Below are 17469 nucleotides of genomic sequence, written 5' to 3'. Positions count from 1 at the left end.
TTGCCAGAGCGACCCCTCACGCGCTACTCTGAGTTGAATCTGAATTCAAGTTTGGAGAATTGCCGTGGAATTCGCATACGACTCGACCACCCAAGACCTCATCGAGCGCCTCAACGCGTTCATGGAGGAGTTCGTGTACCCCGCCGAGGCGACGTTCTGGGAGCAGCTCGAGTCCGCTCCGGACGTCTGGTCGCCGCCGCCGGTCATCGAGCCGCTCAAGGCCGAGGCGAAGAAGCGCGGCCTGTGGAACCTCTTCCACCCCGGCGCCGAGGGCGCGGGCCTGACCAACCTCCAGTACGCGCCGCTGTGCGAGATCATGGGCCGCAGCCTCCACATCGCGCCCACCGTGACGAACTGCGCCGCGCCCGACACGGGCAACATGGAGGTGCTGAGCATGTTCGGCACCGAGCAGCAGAAGAAGGAGTGGCTCGAGCCGCTCCTCGAGGGCGAGATCCGCTCCGCCTTCGCGATGACCGAGCCGGCCGTGGCCAGCTCGGACGCCACCAACATCGAGACGCGCATCGAGCGTGACGGCGACGAGTACGTCATCAACGGCCGGAAGTGGTTCATCTCGGGCGCCATGAACCCGAACGCCAAGATCATGATCGTGATGGGCAAGACCGACCCCAACGCGTCGCGTCACCGCCAGCAGTCGCAGATCCTCGTCCCCCGCGACACCCCCGGCATCGAGATCAAGCGCGGCATGCGCGTCTTCGGCTACGACGACCGCGACCACGGCGGCCACGCCGAGGTCATCTTCACCGACGTGCGCGTCCCGGCCTCGAACCTCATCGCCGGCGAGGGCGAGGGCTTCGCCATCGCCCAGGCCCGCCTCGGGCCCGGCCGCATCCACCACTGCATGCGCCTCATCGGCATCGCCGAGCGCAGCCTCGAGCTGATGATCGCCCGCGCCAACGAGCGCGTCGCCTTCGGCAAGCCGCTGAGCGAGCAGGGCGTCGTCCGCGACTGGATCGCCGAGTCGCGCGTGAAGATCGAGCAGATCCGTCTGCTGACCCTCAAGGCCGCCTGGCTCATGGACACCGTGGGCAACAAGGGCGCGCACACCGAGATCCAGGCGATCAAGATCGCCGCTCCGCGCACGGTGGAGTGGATCGTCGACAAGGCCATCCAGGTCCACGGCGGTGGCGGCCTGAGCCAGGACTTCCCGATCGCCGAGTGGTTCGCCCAGGTGCGCACGCTGCGGTTCGCCGATGGCCCGGACGAGGTGCACAAGAACGCCCTCGCGCGTCACGAGCTGCGCAAGCAGGCCCAGCGTGACTGATGTCCGCGCCGCGGTCGCCGAGCTGGTCGGCCGCTTCGACCTCGCCACGGTCGACCCCGTCGAGTTCCTCGGCGCCCGGTTCGACGCCGGCCTGGCCTGGGTGCACTTCCCGGTCGGGCGCGGCGGCCTGGACCGTCCGCGCGAGGAGCAGCAGGTCGTCGAGCAGCTGCTGGCCGAGGCGGGCGCCCCGGCGCCCGACCTCGGGCTCAACAGCATCGGCCTGGGCATGGCGGCGCCGACGCTCATCGCGTTCGGCACCCCCGAGCAGCAGGAGCGCTACCTGCGCCCGCTGTTCACGTGCGAGGAGGTCTGGTGCCAGCTCTTCAGCGAGCCCGGCGCCGGCTCCGACCTCGCGGGCGTGACCACCAAGGCCGTCCTCGACGGTGACACCTGGACGGTGAACGGCCAGAAGGTCTGGACCTCGGGCGCGCAGAACGCGCAGCGCGCGATCCTCGTCGCCCGCACCGACCCGACGGTCGTCAAGCACGCGGGCCTGTCGTACTTCGTGGTCGACATGAGCGACCCCGGCGTGGACGTGCGCCCGCTGCGCCAGATCACCGGCGAGGCCGAGTTCAACGAGGTCTTCCTGACCGACGTCCGCGTGCCCGACACCGACCGCGTCGGCGAGGTGGGCCAGGGCTGGCGCGTCGCGACGACCACGCTCAACAACGAGCGCGTCGCGATCGGCAGCGGTGCCGACCGCGAGGCCGGCCAGATCGGCATCGTCACCGAGCGGTGGCGCAGCGACCCGTCGGTCCGCTCGGCCGCCGAGCACGACCGCCTCATGTCGTGGTGGGTCGAGACCGAGGTGACCCGCCTCGCGGGCGAGCGCCTGCGTCAGCAGCTGGCCGTCGGCCAGCCCGGTCCGGAGAGCTCCGCCATGAAGCTGGCCTTCGCCAAGCAGGCCCAGCAGATCTCGGGCTTCGCGCTCGAGCTCGATCCCGACGCCGGCCTGCAGTACGACGACTGGACGATGGTGCGCACCGCGTCGGCGAGCTTCCTGGGCCGCGGCCCGGGCTTCCGCTACCTGCGCGCCAAGGGCAACTCGATCGAGGGCGGCACGTCCGAGATCATGCGCAACGTCGTGTCCGAGCGCGTCCTGGGCCTGCCCGCCGACCACCGCCCCGACAAGGGCGTCCCCTTCAACGAGGTGCCCCGATGACGGATCTTCTGTACACCGACGTCGAGGAGTCGCTGCGGTCGAGCGTGCGCGGCGCGCTGGGTCGCACGACGGACTCCGATCGCGTGGCGGCGCTCTACGATGCGCCCGACACCGACGTGTCCGGCGTGTGGTCGGCGCTCGCGGGCGACCTCGGCCTGGCCGGTCTGCTGGTCCCCGAGGAGTGGGGCGGCGTCGGCGCGGGTGCGCGCGAGGCCGCCGTGGTCCTGGAGGAGCTGGGGCGGACCGTCGCCCCGGTCCCGTTCCTCGAGAGCGCCGTCGTGGCCACCACCGCGCTGGTCGCCCTCGGAGCCGAGGACGTCCTGCCGCAGCTGGCCGCCGGCGAGCGCCGCGCGGTGCTGGTGCTGCCGTGGTCGGCACGGTCCGGATCCTGGTCGGCGCCCGAGCGTGGTGCGGTCGCCCCTGTGGCGGGGGCGTGGGGCGCCGACCTGTTCCTGGTCCCGACGCTCGTCGACGGCACCGTGCGGCTCGCGCTGCACGAGTCGGCCGAGGTCGAGCCGCTCACGTCGCTCGACATGAGCCGCCCGCTCGCGTCGGTCACGCCGACGGGGGAGGGCCGTGTGCTCGCCGAGGGCGATGCGGCCGTGGCGGCGATCGACGCCGCGCTGGCTGCCGGTGCCGCCCTGCTCGCCTCCGAGCAGGTGGGCCTGGCGCAGTGGTGCCTGGAGACGACCGTCGAGTACGCCAAGACGCGCGTCCAGTTCGCCCGGCCGATCGGCTCGTTCCAGGCGATCAAGCACCGTCTGGCCGACCTCTACCTCGAGGTCGCCCAGGCGCAGGCCGCGGCACGCTACGCCGCCGACACGCTCGCGACGGACGACGCCGACGCCCCCGTGGCGCAGGCGGTGGCCCAGTCGTACTGCTCCGACGTCGCGGTGCACGCGGCCGAGGAGGCGCTGCAGCTGCACGGCGGCATCGGCATGACGTGGGAGCATGCGATTCACCTGTACCTGAAGCGCGCCAAGTCCGACCAGCTCGCGCTCGGCACGCCCGCGGCGCACCGGAGCGACCTGGCCGCACTCGTCGACCTTCCGCAGCACTGACCAACCGTCCAACCACCCGGAGGTTTCATCCATGGACACCACCTCGCTGTTCAGCCTCGAGGGCCGCACGGCCCTCGTCACCGGCGGCTCGCGCGGCATCGGCCGCATGATCGCCGAGGGCTTCCTCAAGCAGGGCGCCCGCGTCTACATCTCGGCCCGCAAGGCCGAGGCGTGCGACGCCACCGCGAAGGAGCTCTCGGAGTTCGGCACGTGCGTGTCGCTGCCGGCCGACGTCTCGACGCTCGACGGCATCAACGACCTCGTCGCCCGCTACCGCGAGCACGAGTCGAGCCTGGACATCCTGGTCAACAACGCCGGTGCCGCCTGGGGCGCCCCGTTCGACGAGTTCCCCGAGTCGGGCTGGGACAAGGTCATGGACCTCAACGTGAAGTCCCTGTTCTTCCTGACGCAGGCGCTGAAGTCCGACCTCGTCGCGGCCACGGGCGACCACCTCGCGAAGGTCATCAACATCGCCTCGATCGACGGCATCAGCCTGAACCCGCAGGAGACGTACTCCTACCACGCGAGCAAGGCCGGGGTCATCCAGCTGACGCGTCGCATGGCGATCCGCCTGATCCAGGACGACATCGCCGTCAGCGGCATCGCGCCGGGCGCGTTCGCCTCGAACATGAACAAGGACGCCCGCGATCACGGCGACGAGATCAAGGGCTCGATCCCCTCGGGCCGCATCGGCACGCCGGAGGACATGGCCGCCGCGGCGATCTACCTGGCCGCCCGTTCGGGCGACTACGTGGTGGGCTCGACCATCACCGTCGACGGGGGCGTGACGCACGCTCGCTGAGTCGAGATGGGTACAGGGAGGGGCCGCGCGGAGCATCCGCGCGGCCCCTTTCATGTCCTCGTGTCCAGCATGTAGTTAAACCTGAATTCAACATTGACTTTGCTCGCCGAGCCCATCAGGATGACGGGAACGTTGTGAGGACGATCACACGCTCATCGGAGGGAAGGCTGTTCATGTCGAGACGTATTCAGGCATCGGCACTCGTGGCCGTCGCGGCGCTCACGCTCGCGGCGTGCGGCGGTGAGTCCGGAGGCTCCGAGGGCAAGGCGGGGGAGGTTCCCGACAGCATCGTGATGGACCTGCGCAACGACGTGGACACCTTCGACCCCGCGATCTCCGCCTCAGACCAGGGTGCGATGCAGATGTTCGAGGCCGTCTACGACACCCCGGTGCGCCAGGACCACCAGACCGGCGGCGTCGCCCCGGCGATGGCCGAGAAGTGGGAGGTCACCCCCACGAAGGTCGTCTTCCACCTGCGTCCCGACCTGAAGTGCAGCGACGGCTCCGACCTGCTGCCGTCGGACGTCGCGAAGAACATGGAGCGCCTGGCCGACCCCGAGTCGGGCTCGCCGTTCCGCGGCCGCCTGTTCGGCTCGGGCGGCGCCAAGTCGATCGTCGGCGACGACGAGGCCGACACCCTGACCATCGAGGTCAACGAGCCGCACACCGACATGCTCGAGTCGATGACCAACGCGTTCATCGTGTGCCCGAAGGGCCTGGAGGACGTCGAGGGCCTCGCCACCGCGCCGCAGGGCTCAGGCCCGTACAAGATCACGACGCTCAAGCGCGGCGAGGAGTACGTGCTGGAGGCGTGGGACTCGCCCGGCCTGGCCGACGACGAGGAGATCCCGGAGAAGATCACGATGCGCGTGGTCACCGCGGACTCGACTCGTGCCAACCTCTTCGAGACCGGCGCCACCGACATCGCGGCCGTCCTGGGCCGTGACTCCGAGCGCCTCGAGCGGGAGCACAAGCCCATTCAGGGCAAGGCGTTCGGCGCCGACTCGGTGTCGTTCAACGAGCGCGAGGGCCGCCCGTTCGCGGACGAGCGCCTGCGCCGCGTGGTCGCGCACGCGCTGGATCCGGCGGGGTACGCCAAGGCGGCCTCGTTCGGCGTCGCCGAGCCCGCGCGCACGGTGATCACCGACAACATGAACTGCTACACGCCCGAGAACGAGAAGTTCGTGCCCGAGCTGAGCATGGACAAGGCGAAGGCCGAGCTGGAGGCCGCGGGCTACGGCGAGGGCGGCAAGAAGCTGACGGTCGAGCTGCTCGGCTACGACGTGCAGAACTCGGGCCCGGACTACATCGCCGACACGCTGCGCCAGCTGGGCATCAAGGTGGAGGTCACGAACGGCACCCTCGCGCAGGGCGCGGGCATCATCTACGGCGACGGCTCGGGCTGGGACATCTTCGTCTACCCGTACCAGACCGCGATCCGCACGCCCTACCCGATGGCGACGAAGATGAGTTCGGTCTTCGGCGAGGGCGGCGCCATGAACTGGGGCCGCGTCGACAACGAGGCCTTCGACGACCTGATCAAGAACAGCGTGTCGAGCCTCGAGGGCGACGAGCGCTGCCAGCGCTGGGGCGAGGCCGAGGCCGCGCTCCTCGAGCGGGCCGACTTCGTCCCGCTCATGACCCCCGTGGCCAACTACTTCACGAACGGCCTGACCTTCCAGGCCGGCTACCGCGTCGTGAACCTCCGCAGCATCCGCAACGCCGGCTGAGCGGAGCCGAGGCCCTCGCTGGACATGATCTGGCGAGGGCTTCGCGCTGTCGCGAGCCAGAGGTGATCTCGATACAGCGTCTCGCTGCGCTCGCCGCCACTCGATCACCGCGTCGCGCCTCCCGGTGGTCGAGTGCCCGGCGAGCGAAGCGAGACGGGTGTATCGAGACCACGTCAGCTCACCCCGTAACGAGGTCCCGCACCGTCCCAATCGTGTCGGCCTCAGCGACTGACTTGTCGTCCCGATACCGAACCACTCGAGCGAAGCGCAGCGCCAGCCCACCGGCATACCGCGTGGACCGCTGCAGTCCGTCGAAGGCGATCTCCACGACCTGCTCGGGCCGCACATGCACGACGTGACCCTCTCGATGCGTCTCCAGTGAGAGGAAGCGCTCGGTCTGCCAGGCGAGCATCTCGTCGGTCATCCCCTTGAACGTCTTGCCCAGCATCACGAAGCCGGTGGGGGACGACTCGTCGCGCGCACCGAGGTGGATGTTGGAGAGCCAGCCCTGCCGTCGGCCAGAGCCCCATTCGACGGCGAGGACGACGAGGTCGAGTGTGTGGACCGGCTTGACCTTGACCCACGCCGCGCCACGACGGCCAGCCGCGTAGGGAGCCGACAGGTCCTTGAGGACGACTCCCTCGTGCCCGGCGGCGACAGTCTCGGAGGCGAAAGCGTCGGCCGCGTCTGCGTCGGACGTGACGAGTCGTCGGACACGATGCCGCTCGGGCACGAGCGCGTCGAGCGCGTCCAGCCGCTCATGTCCGGGAGCGTCGAGCAGGTCGCGCCCGTCGACGTGCAGCACGTCGAAGAAGTGGGGCGTGATCGCGACGCCTTCGGCTTGGGCGGTGCGGCTGGCGGTGTCCTGGAAGGCCATCGGTCGGCCGTCGTCGGTGAGCGCGAGCGCCTCGCCGTCGAGCACGAACCGCGAGGCGGGCAGCGACCGCGCGACCGCGACCACCTCGGGCAGCCGCGTGGTGATGTCGTCGAGGCTGCGGGTGACCACGAGGACGTCGTCGCCGTCGCGGTGGACCTGGATGCGGATGCCGTCGAGCTTCGCGTCGACCGCGACCTCGGTGGTGCCGTCGGGGGAGAGGCCGGCCATGGCGGCGGTGACGTCGGGTGCGCTGGACGCGAGCATCGGCATGACCGGACGACCGACCTCGAGGCCGATCGCGGCCAGCGCCTCCTCGCCCTCGAAGGCGGCGCGCGCGGCGGCCACGGTGCTGCCGGCGAGCATCGCGGCGCGGCGGACGGCGGTGACCGGCACGTCGGCGACCCGCGCGACCGCCTCCTGCGTGACGGCGTCGAGCGCGCCCTGGCGCAGGTTGCCGGTGACGATCGCGCGCAGCCACGCCTGCTCGGCGGCGGTGGCACGCCCGAACAGGTCGGTGACGGCCTCGCGGCGCGCGCCCTGCGAGCCCGAGCCGGAGAGCACTGCCATGGCCGCGAACGCCGCATCGACCTCGAGAACGCTCAACGAGGGCTCGGTCGCAGGCGGCGCCGGGGCGCTCACGCCTCGCCAGCCCAGGCCAGTGCGGCGCTGACGCAGCGCACCGCCGAGGTAGGACACGACGACCTCGAGCTCCTCGGGCTCGACGCGCGCGAGCAGGCCGGCGAGCAGCGCGACCTTCGCCTTGCGGGAGCGGGTGGCGGCGACCTCCTCGGAGGTGGCGACGAGCTCGGCGAGCAGCATGAGCCCATCCTGCCGCTCGCCACCGACAGGCGCTCGTGTCCCGAGCGGGCAGGATGGTCACGTGAGGGCCGGACGGATCAGGGAGCGCTTCGAGGGCCGGATCGCCGGCGTCGGCAGCACGAGCGGGGTCCGCGTGGTCGTGGGCCGCTGGGACGCCTCGCCGTGGGGCGCGTTCGCGGACGTGATGATCGAGGACGCCGCGGGGCACCGGGTCCTGCTCGCACCTTCTGAACGGGTGCGGGACTTCGTCGCGGCGACCTACTCGTTCGACGAGGTCGTCATCGAGCCCGTGTCCGTTGACGACACCGCCGACGGGTGGGAGGTCTCGACTCCCTCCCTCTCGCTGCGGCTCGTGATTGGAGGCCGCACGCCGCTGGGCGCGCTGCTCGGCGTGGTGCCCTCCCGCCTCGCGACCGCGCCCGCCTGGTGCGGAGCCATCGACCCCATCGCGCGCGTCGTCATGAAGGGCGTGCGCACCCGCGGCACCGCCGGCAACGACCGCCGCGAGTGGTACGGCGCGACGTCCGTCGTCTCTGTGGACGCGGTCACCGGAACGTGGCGCGGGGAGGACCTCGGAGTCCTTCGCCCGGTGGACCCACCCTGCCGCTTCGGCTTCTCCAGCACCCCGACCCGCCCCTCGGTCACCAGCGTCGTGACCACGATCGAGCGGCTCACCTAGCCTTCCGAGACGGCGCGGAGGCCAATGAGTAGTTCGCACAGTCTCGACCTAGCCGGGCTCTCAAGTCGCCCCATTGCCTCGCCTGCTCGGTTCAGACTCGCGTCTTTCCGCCCAGCGTGATAGGCCCGTATCCCCAGCGCCATCGCACCTCGTCTCATCTCGCCGTATGGGAAATGTTCCGAACGCAACTGAACCGACTGATCTCGGTATAGCGTCAGCAAACAGGTTGGGCGCGACCCGCGCCACGTTCGCTCTCGGAGGTGCGCTCGGTGCCAGACAGCAGTAGCCACTCGGCGGCTGGCCAGGCCCTCGGCTACTTCCAGCAGTGCATGCGAGCTCTCGCTGAGCTTGGCCGCCGCGGCGCTACCGAGCCCTCCGTCGAGATGCGGATCGAGATGCTCGACGACATCGACTTCAGCGATAGCGGGTCGCCCACGGAACTCCTGCAAGTGAAGCATCACATCGGTCCCGGAACTGTCACGATGAAAAGCATCGATCTCTGGCGGAGCTTGAACGTCTGGATGGATCTCGACATCGACGAGAATCCGGCGCTTCGCATGGTCACAACGCAAAACACCGACGCGAACCTTGCTCTATTGAGGAACGGCGCTGGAAGGGATGTCAGTCAAGCTGTCGATCTGTTGGTCGAGGCAGCGGCCGGGAAAGGCAACGCTACGTCCCGGGCGTGGCGACGGCGATTTCTCGGTCTCGACGAAGACCAGAGGATCGCGCTGATTGAACGGGTAGTTATCGACGACGCGACGCCGTCTGCCGGTGGGCTCGACTCCGAGCTCGTGCAAGTCTTCCGATACGCGATCACCCCAGGGAAAGAGAAGGCATTCATTGCGCTCCTCAAGGGATGGTGGGCCGGGATCGCTGTAAGGCTGCTCGATGGCAGTCTTGATGCGATCACCGGCTCCGACCTCGCTATCCAGGTCGCGGACATCGTTGACCAACTTCGAGCTGACAGCCTCCCGGTGGATCCGGACGTTCGTCAGCGGTTCGACGAGTCGATAACGGCCGGCTACCAAGACCGCATCTTTGTCCACCAACTCGCATGGATCGCACTGGATCACGAGCGATTATGGAAGGCGATTCGCGACTACCACCGCGCCTATACCCAAAGGTCGTTTTGGCTTCGCTATCAGCTAATTGGCGAGGAGGAACTCGACCGTTTCGCTTTCAAGCTGTACGACGAGTGGGAGCAAGTATTCGACGACGAGGTAGCACGCATGGCCACCGACGATCGCGAAGCCGGCAAGGTAGGTCAGGACGTGCTCAGTCGAGTCGCTCGCGAGTGTCGCTCGCGGCTGCGAGATCGCTTTGACGAGGCTTGGTTCAACAGAGGCATGTTCCACGCGTTGGCGGATGGGGAACTAGGTCAGCAAGTTGGGTGGCACCCCGACTTCCAAGTGCAATTGGAAGGGTTGTTGTCCGATGTCACAACATGACTCAGTACCCCCATCGCGTAGGCGAGCTCCCGAGGCGATTGCGCTCTTCAATGAGGCGTTCACCTCCGAGCTGATCGTGAACGCTTCGTGGGCGAAGGAGCAAGACAGCGGTTCCGGCCTGAGTTGGCCCGCCTGTTTCGTCATCCTTCCGTTGGTACTGCATCCGCCTACGCGCGAATCCCTTCCTAGGTCACCCAGCGTCACGCTCGCAGCATGGGCAGTTCGTAACCCAGCACTTTCACGGGGAGTCGACGCGCGAGTAGCAACGCTTGCACCCGCCACACGCCGGGCGATTCGCTTCGGCATGCGTACCGGGAGGCTCACTCTAAGTGGCACAGAGGTTGTAGCCGGGCATCGACCAAGGAGTCCCAACCCACAGTCTTGGCCGGACGAGCTGGTCAACACGGTCAGAGCGGCCAGAGTAGCTGGCCGTTGGTTTCGCGCGACTGATGTCGTCACGGCTTTCAATCTTCTCGGCATCGGAGGCTAAATGCACATCGTTTCAGTCGGGGTCTACGGACACCACGGCATACTCAGGAAAGTCGACTTCAATCCGATCGGATTGAACATCCTGACAGGGAAGTCCAAGACGGGAAAGTCAGCCTTACTCGATATCGTAGAGTTCTGCCTCGGTCGAGACACCGTCACGATTCCTACTGGCGTGATCAGTGATAAGGCTGCTTGGTACACCACACTTCTTCAGTTTGAGGACAAGCGAGTTCTAATCCTCCGGCCGAACCCGGAGTCCGCGTCGACGAATCGCGCAGTAGTCATGCTCGGGGATCACACGCTCGTCGCACCTGCGACCAGTAAAGGCCTCGAGGTAAACGCAGACACGGACGTCGTGAAAGACGTGCTGACCGAGCACCTCCGAATCGATAGATTTACGGTCGAGCCAGAGCACGGAAGCCTGCGGATTCCTTTTGAGGTCTCAAGCAAGCAAGCCATCTTCTTCAGCTTCCAGAATCAGAATGAGATCGCAAACCGAGCGGTACTTTTCCATCGACAGAACGAGCCAGACATCAGGCCGACAATTCGTGGTGTGCTGCCTTACTTCCTAGGCGCATCCACCCCTGAGCAGTCGGCAATCCAAAGGCAGTTACTCCAAGCCCGACGCAACCTCCGGCGGATTCTGTTGGAATTGAGGACGACCGAAGCTGATCTTGGACAGCAGGCCGGTCGCACGTTCCAGATCCTTCGATCTGCACTCGCTCTTGGCGTCCTCGATAGCCAAGACGACTCAATCACTGACCCGAGCCAAGCTCGACCACTACTGGAACGGATCCGCGGGTACCAGGCGGCGCCGGACAGCGACGTCACCACCGAAGCCGGGGCACGACAGGCCGCGTTGCTCGACGAGGGCACCGCCCTGCGGCGGCGACTTCAAGAACTTGATGACCAAATCGGCTTGATGCGCCAGCTCGAGGCGGAGCACTCTGACGCTACGTCGGAACTTGCGATTCAGAGAGATCGCCTGAGCGCGATCAGTGTTCTACTTCCACGACGGGTGAGCGAGGACGTCGCTGCCAGCTCCTGCCCGCTCTGCGAGCAGGAGCTTCCACACCCGGACGAGTCCGTGCAATCACTACAGCAGTTGTTGTTGGAGTTGGACGAAAGGCTCGTGGCTTCACGAGGCTCACGAGCACGGCGCGAATCACTAGTTGAGTCACTGACCGAATCCCGAGACAGACTTCGTGAATCGCTGCGAGAGAACGTAGCCGATCTGAATGCAACAGCGGCCCAGAACCAGGACCTAGCAAACGGTCGAGCGCAGCGCGAGCAGATCGCATTCCTGCAGGGACGTGCAAGCCAAGAACTGGAACGCGGGGTTCAGGTCGAGGGGGGCGTGGAGGAGCTGCGCTCAGCTGAACGTCGGATCCGTGGCCAAGTCGCCCGCCTCGAAGAACTGTTCGAGGCCGACGACCCGACGGAAAACATGAAGCGAACGATGGACGGAGTTGGGGAACTCATCACCCTCTACGCGCGCGCTCTCCATCTAGAAGGGTCGGAGTTCCCAGCGCGGCTCGACCCCGTCGAACTCACAGTCTCTTATCTTCGCCCAGGCGGCCGTGTGCCACTGTCACGGATGGGGAGTGCGGAAAACTGGGTCGGGTACCACTTGGCGACTCACCTTGCACTTCATCACTGGTTGGTAACTCACGAGCGTCCCACGCCGCGGTTCTTGATGCTGGATCAACCGACTCAGGCGTTCTTCCCGGAAGAGGTAGTTGACGCTGCGGAGGACGAAGATGCCGACTGGGCCGCCGTGCGCCGTCAGTTTGAACTGCTTCGCGATGTCGTTGAGACCCTTTCGGGGGAGCTACAAATCATTGTTTGCGATCACGCAAACCTTGCGGATGACTGGTTTCAGGATGCCGTGGTAGATAACTGGCGGAATGGAGTCGCGCTTATCCCGAATGACTGGCCAACTCGAGACGAGTACCACGCGCAGACATAGCCAGACCAGCGTCCTTCGCCAAGTCAGCGCAAGCAACTGACCTAGCCTGGATCTCGCTGGCGACGTGTGTTCAAGAAGGCGCGGTCGGTGGAGTCGTCGTAGATGACGACGTGAATCCGGTCCGCCAGCCACTGCCGATCGGGATCTACAGCTGATACACCGGCAACATCGAGGAACCGGTCCCGAACCGAATCGACACTGTGACGCCCGTCCTCCTGCCGCCGGTAGATGATCAGTTCCGAGAACTCCTCGAGAGTTTGGCCCTTGTTGGCGCCTCGAGTGGGTGTCTGACTCTTGGTGTTCCGTAGCCCTCGAACGATGTTCCGCCACCACCACCCATCACTTTGCCCCAGTGAGCATCCGAAGATCACAAAGAGATCCGCTTGGAGAAAGTGGTTCCGATAGAGCGCGTGCGCCTGAGACCAATACGGCTTCTCCAAACGGCGAGCGTCGTTCCTGGCTTGCTGCTTGTAGTCGTCCGGAGCATCGATGCCGAATAGTAGCGAGCGCGGAGTACTCAGGACGCCATGCGGGTGAATGACGTCGCTTACGACGTAGCCAGAGTATCCCTCGTCGGGAGTGGCACCGGGCTTACGGTAGCTGCGGGGATCGTTCCTGAACGTGAAGTTGGTGTCGACGGTCCTGTGCTTGAGCGGGTCGAATTGAACCTGATCGAGGTAGATGTAGTTGTCCAGAAGAGTCGTGTAGTTGAAGTTCACAAACTGAAAGTTGAAGAGGTCGTAGTGGCTCACTCGTGACGGAAAGTCAAGAGTCAGGAAGTCGTCGCGATCGACTACGTCGCCTAGAAACTCAGCCAAGCTCCGCAAACTCAAGCCGTTCTTCGCAGCGTCGACTCCGACCTGATCGAGAAGTGTGCTCGGCGCGACTCCCTGAAGAAACTGGGCAAACTCAGCTTGCATCGCGCGGAGATCGTCGAAGATGCGCCCCGGTGCGTGAGGATACTTGAGATTCCTTTCGACAGCGGCCTCGATGTCACTCCAACTGTCGTGACCACCAAACTGCTGGTGCAGCCTCAACTCATAGTTCATCTGCATCAGAAGGAGGTTTCGCGAGTTGAATCCCCTCATCTGAAGGTAGTAATAAAACGTTTCGTAGCGGGAGTCGATGGGGTGCTCGTAGTCCGCCAAAGTCTGTATGTCGAATCCGTTTCCCACGAGCGCCAAGATGTTGTGCTGTCTACGAAGTTTCTCGAACTCACTCCGCGTGTAGCGAACGAAGCCGGGGCCAGAGCCGTTCTGGGCATGATCTGCGATCTCGGCGTCGTACACCCATGACATACGAACTCCTCACGATGTGTTGTGGCGACGCTAGGCCTTCGAACCAGGGAGCGAAGAACGTGCTACTTCCGGGGTTCGATCTCGGTCATTCTAGGAAACACTGCCATCAACAAGTTCCGGATTCGGCAAGGGAGTTGCTGTCGTCACGTTCTGCGTCGTTCCGCCGCGAGTGCATCAGGATGTCGCGCTCTGGAGAGGGCTGCGTTTGCTCGCCGTATGCTCCACCGATGATCGAACTGGCCGCGCGGGGGCGGAAGTTGCCGGCGCCGCCGCGGGTCGTGTGGCGATCCCTGGCCGAGCCGCACCAGCCGTGTGCAAGGCCATGGCTTCGGCTGCTGGATGACGAGGTCGAGCCGTCGGTCGTCCGGTCCGTCGAGGACCAGAGTCTGGTCTGGTCGTCGCTGTGGCCCAGTCGTCCGCGCGACGAGGTGCGGCTCGACGTCGCGGACGCCGGAAACGGCGAAACCCTTCTCACCTTTCGGCTTCTGACACCCGACGAAGCGCCGGACGAGAGCAAGCTGGGGCACCTGCGGTTTCGCCTCAACCACCTGTTCTTCGCGGACCTCAGGTTCTCCCACGGCCAGTAGCCCTGAGCCTCACCAGGTGTCGACGAAGCGGTGGGAGCCCTCGCCGTGCCAGTCGCCGAGGGTGGCGACGATCCAGCGGCGGGTGTCGGCGGGGTCGATGACCTCGTCGAGCTCGAGCTTCATGGCGCCGTTGATCGCCTTGCCGGCCTCGTAGTGCTGGGCCACGAGCTCCTCGTAGCGCTCGGCGCGGGCCTGCTCGTCCTCGATCGCGGCGAGCTCCTTGGAGAAGCCGAGCCGCACGGCGCCCTCGAGGCCCATGCCGCCGATCTCGCCCGTCGGCCACGAGATCGTGGCGGTGGTCTCGGCGAAGCCGCCCGCCGCCATCGCCTGCGCGCCGAGCCCGTAGGCCTTGCGCAGCACGATCGTCGTCATCGGCACGCTGAGGTGCGCGGCGATCACGAACAGGCGGCTGAAGTGGCGGACCGTGGCGGTCTGCTCGCTCTCGGGGCCGACCATGAAGCCCGGGGTGTCGCACAGCGAGACCACCGGCAGGCCGTGCGAGTCGCACAGCTGCAGGAAGCGCGCCATCTTGTCGGCCGCGTCGGCGTCGATCGCGCCGCCCAGGTGCGCCGGGTTGTTCGCGACGAGGCCGTACGGGCGGCCCTCGATCCGGACGAGCGCGGTGATCGCGCCGGTGCCGAACTCGCGGCGCAGCTCCAGCACGCTGTCGGTGTCGACGAGCGATTCGATGACCGTGCGGATGTCGTAGACCTGCTTGCGGTTCTCGCCGATGACGTGGCGCAGGCGGCGCTGGTCGGCGGCGGTCCACTCGGGCTGCGCGCCCTGGAAGTAGGAGAGGTATCGCTGGGCCACGCTGATCGCCTCGGCGTCGTCGGCCACGACGATGTCCACCACGCCGTTCGGGCCCTGCACCGACATCGGGCCGATCTGCTCGGGCGTGAAGACGCCCAGGCCGCCGCCCTCGATCATCGCGGGGCCGGCCATGCCGAGGTTCGCGTCCTCGGTGCCGATGATCACGTCGCAGCAGCCGAGCAGCGCGGCGTTGCCCGCGAAGCAGCGGCCGGTCACGATGCCCACCGTCGGAACGACGCCGCTGAGCGAGCCCATCGTGGCGAACGTGCGCACGTTGAGGCCCGCGGCGAGCAGGTCGGCGGTGTCGGTGTCGCCGGGACGACCGCCGCCGCCCTCGGCGAACAGCACCACCGGCAGCTTCCGGTCGCGCGCCAGCTCGAGCAGGCGGTCGGTCTTCTTGTGGTTGAAGTAGCCTTGCGTGCCGGCGAGCACCGTGTAGTCGTAGGCCAGCACGGCGCAGCGGCTGGACGCCTCGGACGTCGCGCCGTTGATCGTGCCGAGGCCCGTGATGATGCCGTCGGCGGGCGTGTTCGCCATGAGGTCCTCGAGGCTGCGGCGCTGCCGCTGAGCCGCGACCGTCAGCGCGCCGTACTCGGTGAACGTGCCCTCGTCCACGAGCAGGTCCACCCACTCGCGGGCGGTGAGGTGCCCTCGGGCGTGCCGCTTCGCGACGGCCTCGGTGCGGGCGTCGTCGCGGGTGCGGGCGATCCGGTCGTGCAGCTCGGCCAGGTCGGGACGGATGTGGTCGAGGTCGACGTCCTCGTCCTCGTCATGGACGTGCTCGATCGAGTCGTCGGGCGCGACGACGGCCACCGTCTGGCCGGCCGCGACCTGGTCGCCCTCGGCGACGAGGACCTCGGTGACCGTGCCGGCGAAGCCCGCCGTGACCGGGTGCTCCATCTTCATCGACTCGAGCGTCGCGAGCGGGGTGCGCGCGCCGACGGTGTCGCCGACCTTCACCGACACCGCCAGGACGGTGCCGTTCATGACCGAGGCCACGGTGCCGGACGCGTCGGTGGAGCGCTCGGACTCGGCGCGCTCGGCGAGCAGCCCGTCGAGCCATGCCGTGGTGACGTCGCCGCGGCGGACGACGTCGGAGGTCAACAGCTCGCGCAGCAGCGGCACGTTCGTCCGCACGCCCTCGACCCGCAGCGCGGCGACGGCTTCGGCGGCGGCGGCGCACGCGGCCGCGTGGTCGCCCTCGGTGACCGTGATGACCTTCGCGAGCAGGGAGTCGAACGTGCCGTCGACGACGGCGCCGGGCGCGATGCCCGTGTCGACGCGGACGCCCTCGGGCGCGGCGAACTCGGAGACCGTGCCGGTGGTCGCGACGACCGTGCCGCCGACGACCTCCTCAGCGTTCACGCGTGACTGGATCGCGACCACGCCGGGACGCGGGCGGACGTCGCCGGACAGGCCGACCTGGTCCAGGGACTGTCCGGAGGCGACGAGCAGCTGCGACCGCACGAGGTCGACGCCGGTGACCTCCTCGGTCACGGTGTGCTCGACCTGCAGGCGCGGGTTGACCTCGATGAAGACGGCGTCGAGCGGGCCGCCGCGGTGCAGCAGCTCGGCGTTGACGAGGAACTCCACCGTGGCCAGGCCGCGGTAGCCGAGGGGAGCGGTGAGGTCCTTGGCCCACGCGACCAGGCGCTCGCGGTGGGCGTCGGTGAGCGAGGGGCTCGGCGCGGTCTCGATGACCTTCTGGTGACGGCGCTGCACCGAGCACTCGCGCTCGCCGAGCGTGACGACGGCCGAGCCGTCGCCGAGGACCTGGACCTCGATGTGCTTGGCGCTGGGCAGCAGCCGCTCGGCGTAGACGGCCGAGCTGCCGAAGGCGCGCTCGGCCTCGGAGCGGCAGCGGTCGTAGGCCTCGGCGAGGTCGGCCGGGTCGGTGACGGGACGCATGCCGCGCCCGCCGCCGCCGGAGACGGCCTTGATCATGATGCCGCCGGGGTGGCGCTCGAGGAGCGCGGTGACATCGGCGAGGCTCGCGTCCCGGTCCGTGGCGTCGAGGACGGGGACGCCCTGGGCGAGGGCGTGCTCGCGGGCGCGACCCTTGTCGCCGAAGAGCTCCAGCGTCGACGGCTCGGGACCGACGAACGTCAGACCCGAGGCCTCGCAGGCCCGGGCCAGCTCGGCGCTCTCGCTGAGGAAGCCGTAGCCGGGGTGCACGAGGTCCGAGCCGGTGAGCACGGCGGCGGCGACGATCGCCTCGACGTCGAGGTAGCCCGCGACGCCGGCCCGGGGGAGCGGGTGGCTGTCGGGACCGGCGGTGCCGGCCTCCTCGGCGGTGTGGACGTGCTGCGCGGTCCAGCCGAGCGCGAGCACCGCGCGTTCGATCCGCGCGGCGATCTCACCACGGTTGGCGATCAGGACCTTCATCGTGTCTCCCGACGTTGACAGGGGTGTCAATGCCTATCCTCGCGACTGTTGACACCTGTGTCAAT

General features: G+C 67.5%; 13 protein-coding genes. 10 read left to right on the top strand and 3 right to left on the bottom strand.

Annotated elements, in window-relative coordinates; translation table 11 throughout:
• The first annotated feature begins 64 nt into the window (after window positions 1-64).
• The 5 genes from O3S82_RS14120 (at window position 65) to O3S82_RS14100 (ending at window position 6037) form a co-directional block, all read left to right on the top strand.
• Window positions 65-1282 carry an acyl-CoA dehydrogenase family protein gene (locus O3S82_RS14120; protein WP_179422836.1) on the top strand — a complete coding sequence of 406 codons (1218 nt, stop codon included), beginning with the start codon at window positions 65-67 and terminating at the stop codon, window positions 1280-1282.
• Window positions 1275-2444 (top strand): acyl-CoA dehydrogenase family protein, encoded by a 1170-nt coding sequence (locus O3S82_RS14115; RefSeq protein ID WP_179422838.1) that lies wholly within the window; start codon window positions 1275-1277, stop codon window positions 2442-2444. The genes O3S82_RS14120 and O3S82_RS14115 overlap by 8 nt, the downstream gene beginning before the upstream one ends.
• Window positions 2441-3505 (top strand): acyl-CoA dehydrogenase family protein, encoded by a 1065-nt coding sequence (locus tag O3S82_RS14110; protein WP_269303674.1) that lies wholly within the window; start codon window positions 2441-2443, stop codon window positions 3503-3505. Before O3S82_RS14115 ends, O3S82_RS14110 begins: the two co-directional genes overlap by 4 nt.
• A gap of 31 nt (window positions 3506-3536) precedes the next feature.
• Entirely contained in the window at window positions 3537-4307 is a 771-nt protein-coding gene (locus O3S82_RS14105) for an SDR family oxidoreductase (protein ID WP_179422842.1), read from the top strand.
• A 173-nt stretch (window positions 4308-4480) separates the two neighbouring features.
• Window positions 4481-6037, top strand: coding sequence for an ABC transporter substrate-binding protein (locus tag O3S82_RS14100; RefSeq protein ID WP_269303671.1), 1557 nt, complete (start codon window positions 4481-4483; stop codon window positions 6035-6037).
• Window positions 6038-6215: 178 nt separating this feature from the next.
• Here the strand turns inward: O3S82_RS14100 and O3S82_RS14095 are convergent, their stop codons facing one another.
• Window positions 6216-7733, bottom strand: coding sequence for an ATP-dependent DNA ligase (locus O3S82_RS14095; protein WP_269303669.1), 1518 nt, complete (start codon window positions 7731-7733; stop codon window positions 6216-6218).
• 61 nt (window positions 7734-7794) lie between these two features.
• Here O3S82_RS14095 and O3S82_RS14090 point away from each other — a divergent pair, with 61 nt between their 5' ends.
• The 4 genes from O3S82_RS14090 to O3S82_RS14080 all read left to right on the top strand — a co-directional run bounded on the left by O3S82_RS14090 (window position 7795) and on the right by O3S82_RS14080 (window position 12321).
• The gene (locus O3S82_RS14090; RefSeq protein ID WP_269303667.1) at window positions 7795-8412 is read left to right on the top strand and encodes a hypothetical protein; all 618 of its coding nucleotides are present in this window, start codon (window positions 7795-7797) and stop codon (window positions 8410-8412) included.
• Window positions 8413-8681: 269 nt separating this feature from the next.
• Window positions 8682-9863, top strand: coding sequence for an ABC-three component system protein (locus O3S82_RS14085; protein ID WP_269303665.1), 1182 nt, complete (start codon window positions 8682-8684; stop codon window positions 9861-9863).
• Window positions 9850-10353 (top strand): three component ABC system middle component, encoded by a 504-nt coding sequence (locus O3S82_RS17375; RefSeq protein WP_442864648.1) that lies wholly within the window; start codon window positions 9850-9852, stop codon window positions 10351-10353. Before O3S82_RS14085 ends, O3S82_RS17375 begins: the two co-directional genes overlap by 14 nt.
• Window positions 10354-12321, top strand: coding sequence for a DUF3732 domain-containing protein (locus tag O3S82_RS14080; RefSeq protein WP_269303663.1), 1968 nt, complete (start codon window positions 10354-10356; stop codon window positions 12319-12321).
• 41 nt (window positions 12322-12362) lie between these two features.
• Here O3S82_RS14080 and O3S82_RS14075 read toward each other — a convergent pair whose 3' ends face one another.
• Window positions 12363-13610: an AbiH family protein gene (locus tag O3S82_RS14075; RefSeq protein WP_269303662.1), complete on the bottom strand. Its 1248-nt coding sequence runs from the start codon at window positions 13608-13610 to the stop codon at window positions 12363-12365.
• A gap of 236 nt (window positions 13611-13846) precedes the next feature.
• Between O3S82_RS14075 and O3S82_RS14070 the strand changes: the two genes are divergently transcribed.
• On the top strand, window positions 13847-14206 hold the full coding sequence (locus tag O3S82_RS14070; RefSeq protein ID WP_269303660.1) for a hypothetical protein: 360 nt from the start codon (window positions 13847-13849) through the stop codon (window positions 14204-14206).
• 9 nt (window positions 14207-14215) lie between these two features.
• Here the strand turns inward: O3S82_RS14070 and O3S82_RS14065 are convergent, their stop codons facing one another.
• A complete protein-coding gene (locus O3S82_RS14065) occupies window positions 14216-17404 on the bottom strand; it encodes an acetyl-CoA carboxylase family protein (protein WP_269303658.1) in 3189 nt (1062 codons plus the stop codon).
• Window positions 17405-17469: the final 65 nt, after the last annotated feature.

Origin of the sequence: Aeromicrobium sp. HA (assembly GCF_027171405.1) — a bacterium.
Taxonomy (GTDB): Bacteria; Actinomycetota; Actinomycetes; order Propionibacteriales; family Nocardioidaceae; genus Aeromicrobium; species Aeromicrobium tamlense.
This window is presented reverse-complemented; position numbering and strand designations above follow the sequence as displayed.

Excerpts from the sequence above, each read along its gene's own strand:
- O3S82_RS14110 (WP_269303674.1), top strand. The coding sequence starts at position 2,441 with ATGACGGATCTTCTGTACACCGACGTCGAGGAGTCGCTGCGGTCGAGC.
- O3S82_RS14105 (WP_179422842.1), top strand. The coding sequence starts at position 3,537 with ATGGACACCACCTCGCTGTTCAGCCTCGAGGGCCGCACGGCCCTCGTC.
- O3S82_RS14100 (WP_269303671.1), top strand. The coding sequence starts at position 4,481 with ATGTCGAGACGTATTCAGGCATCGGCACTCGTGGCCGTCGCGGCGCTC.
- O3S82_RS14095 (WP_269303669.1), bottom strand. The coding sequence starts at position 7,733 with ATGCTGCTCGCCGAGCTCGTCGCCACCTCCGAGGAGGTCGCCGCCACC.
- O3S82_RS17375 (WP_442864648.1), top strand. The coding sequence starts at position 9,850 with ATGTCACAACATGACTCAGTACCCCCATCGCGTAGGCGAGCTCCCGAG.
- O3S82_RS14080 (WP_269303663.1), top strand. The coding sequence starts at position 10,354 with ATGCACATCGTTTCAGTCGGGGTCTACGGACACCACGGCATACTCAGG.
- O3S82_RS14070 (WP_269303660.1), top strand. The coding sequence starts at position 13,847 with ATGATCGAACTGGCCGCGCGGGGGCGGAAGTTGCCGGCGCCGCCGCGG.
- O3S82_RS14065 (WP_269303658.1), bottom strand. The coding sequence starts at position 17,404 with ATGAAGGTCCTGATCGCCAACCGTGGTGAGATCGCCGCGCGGATCGAA.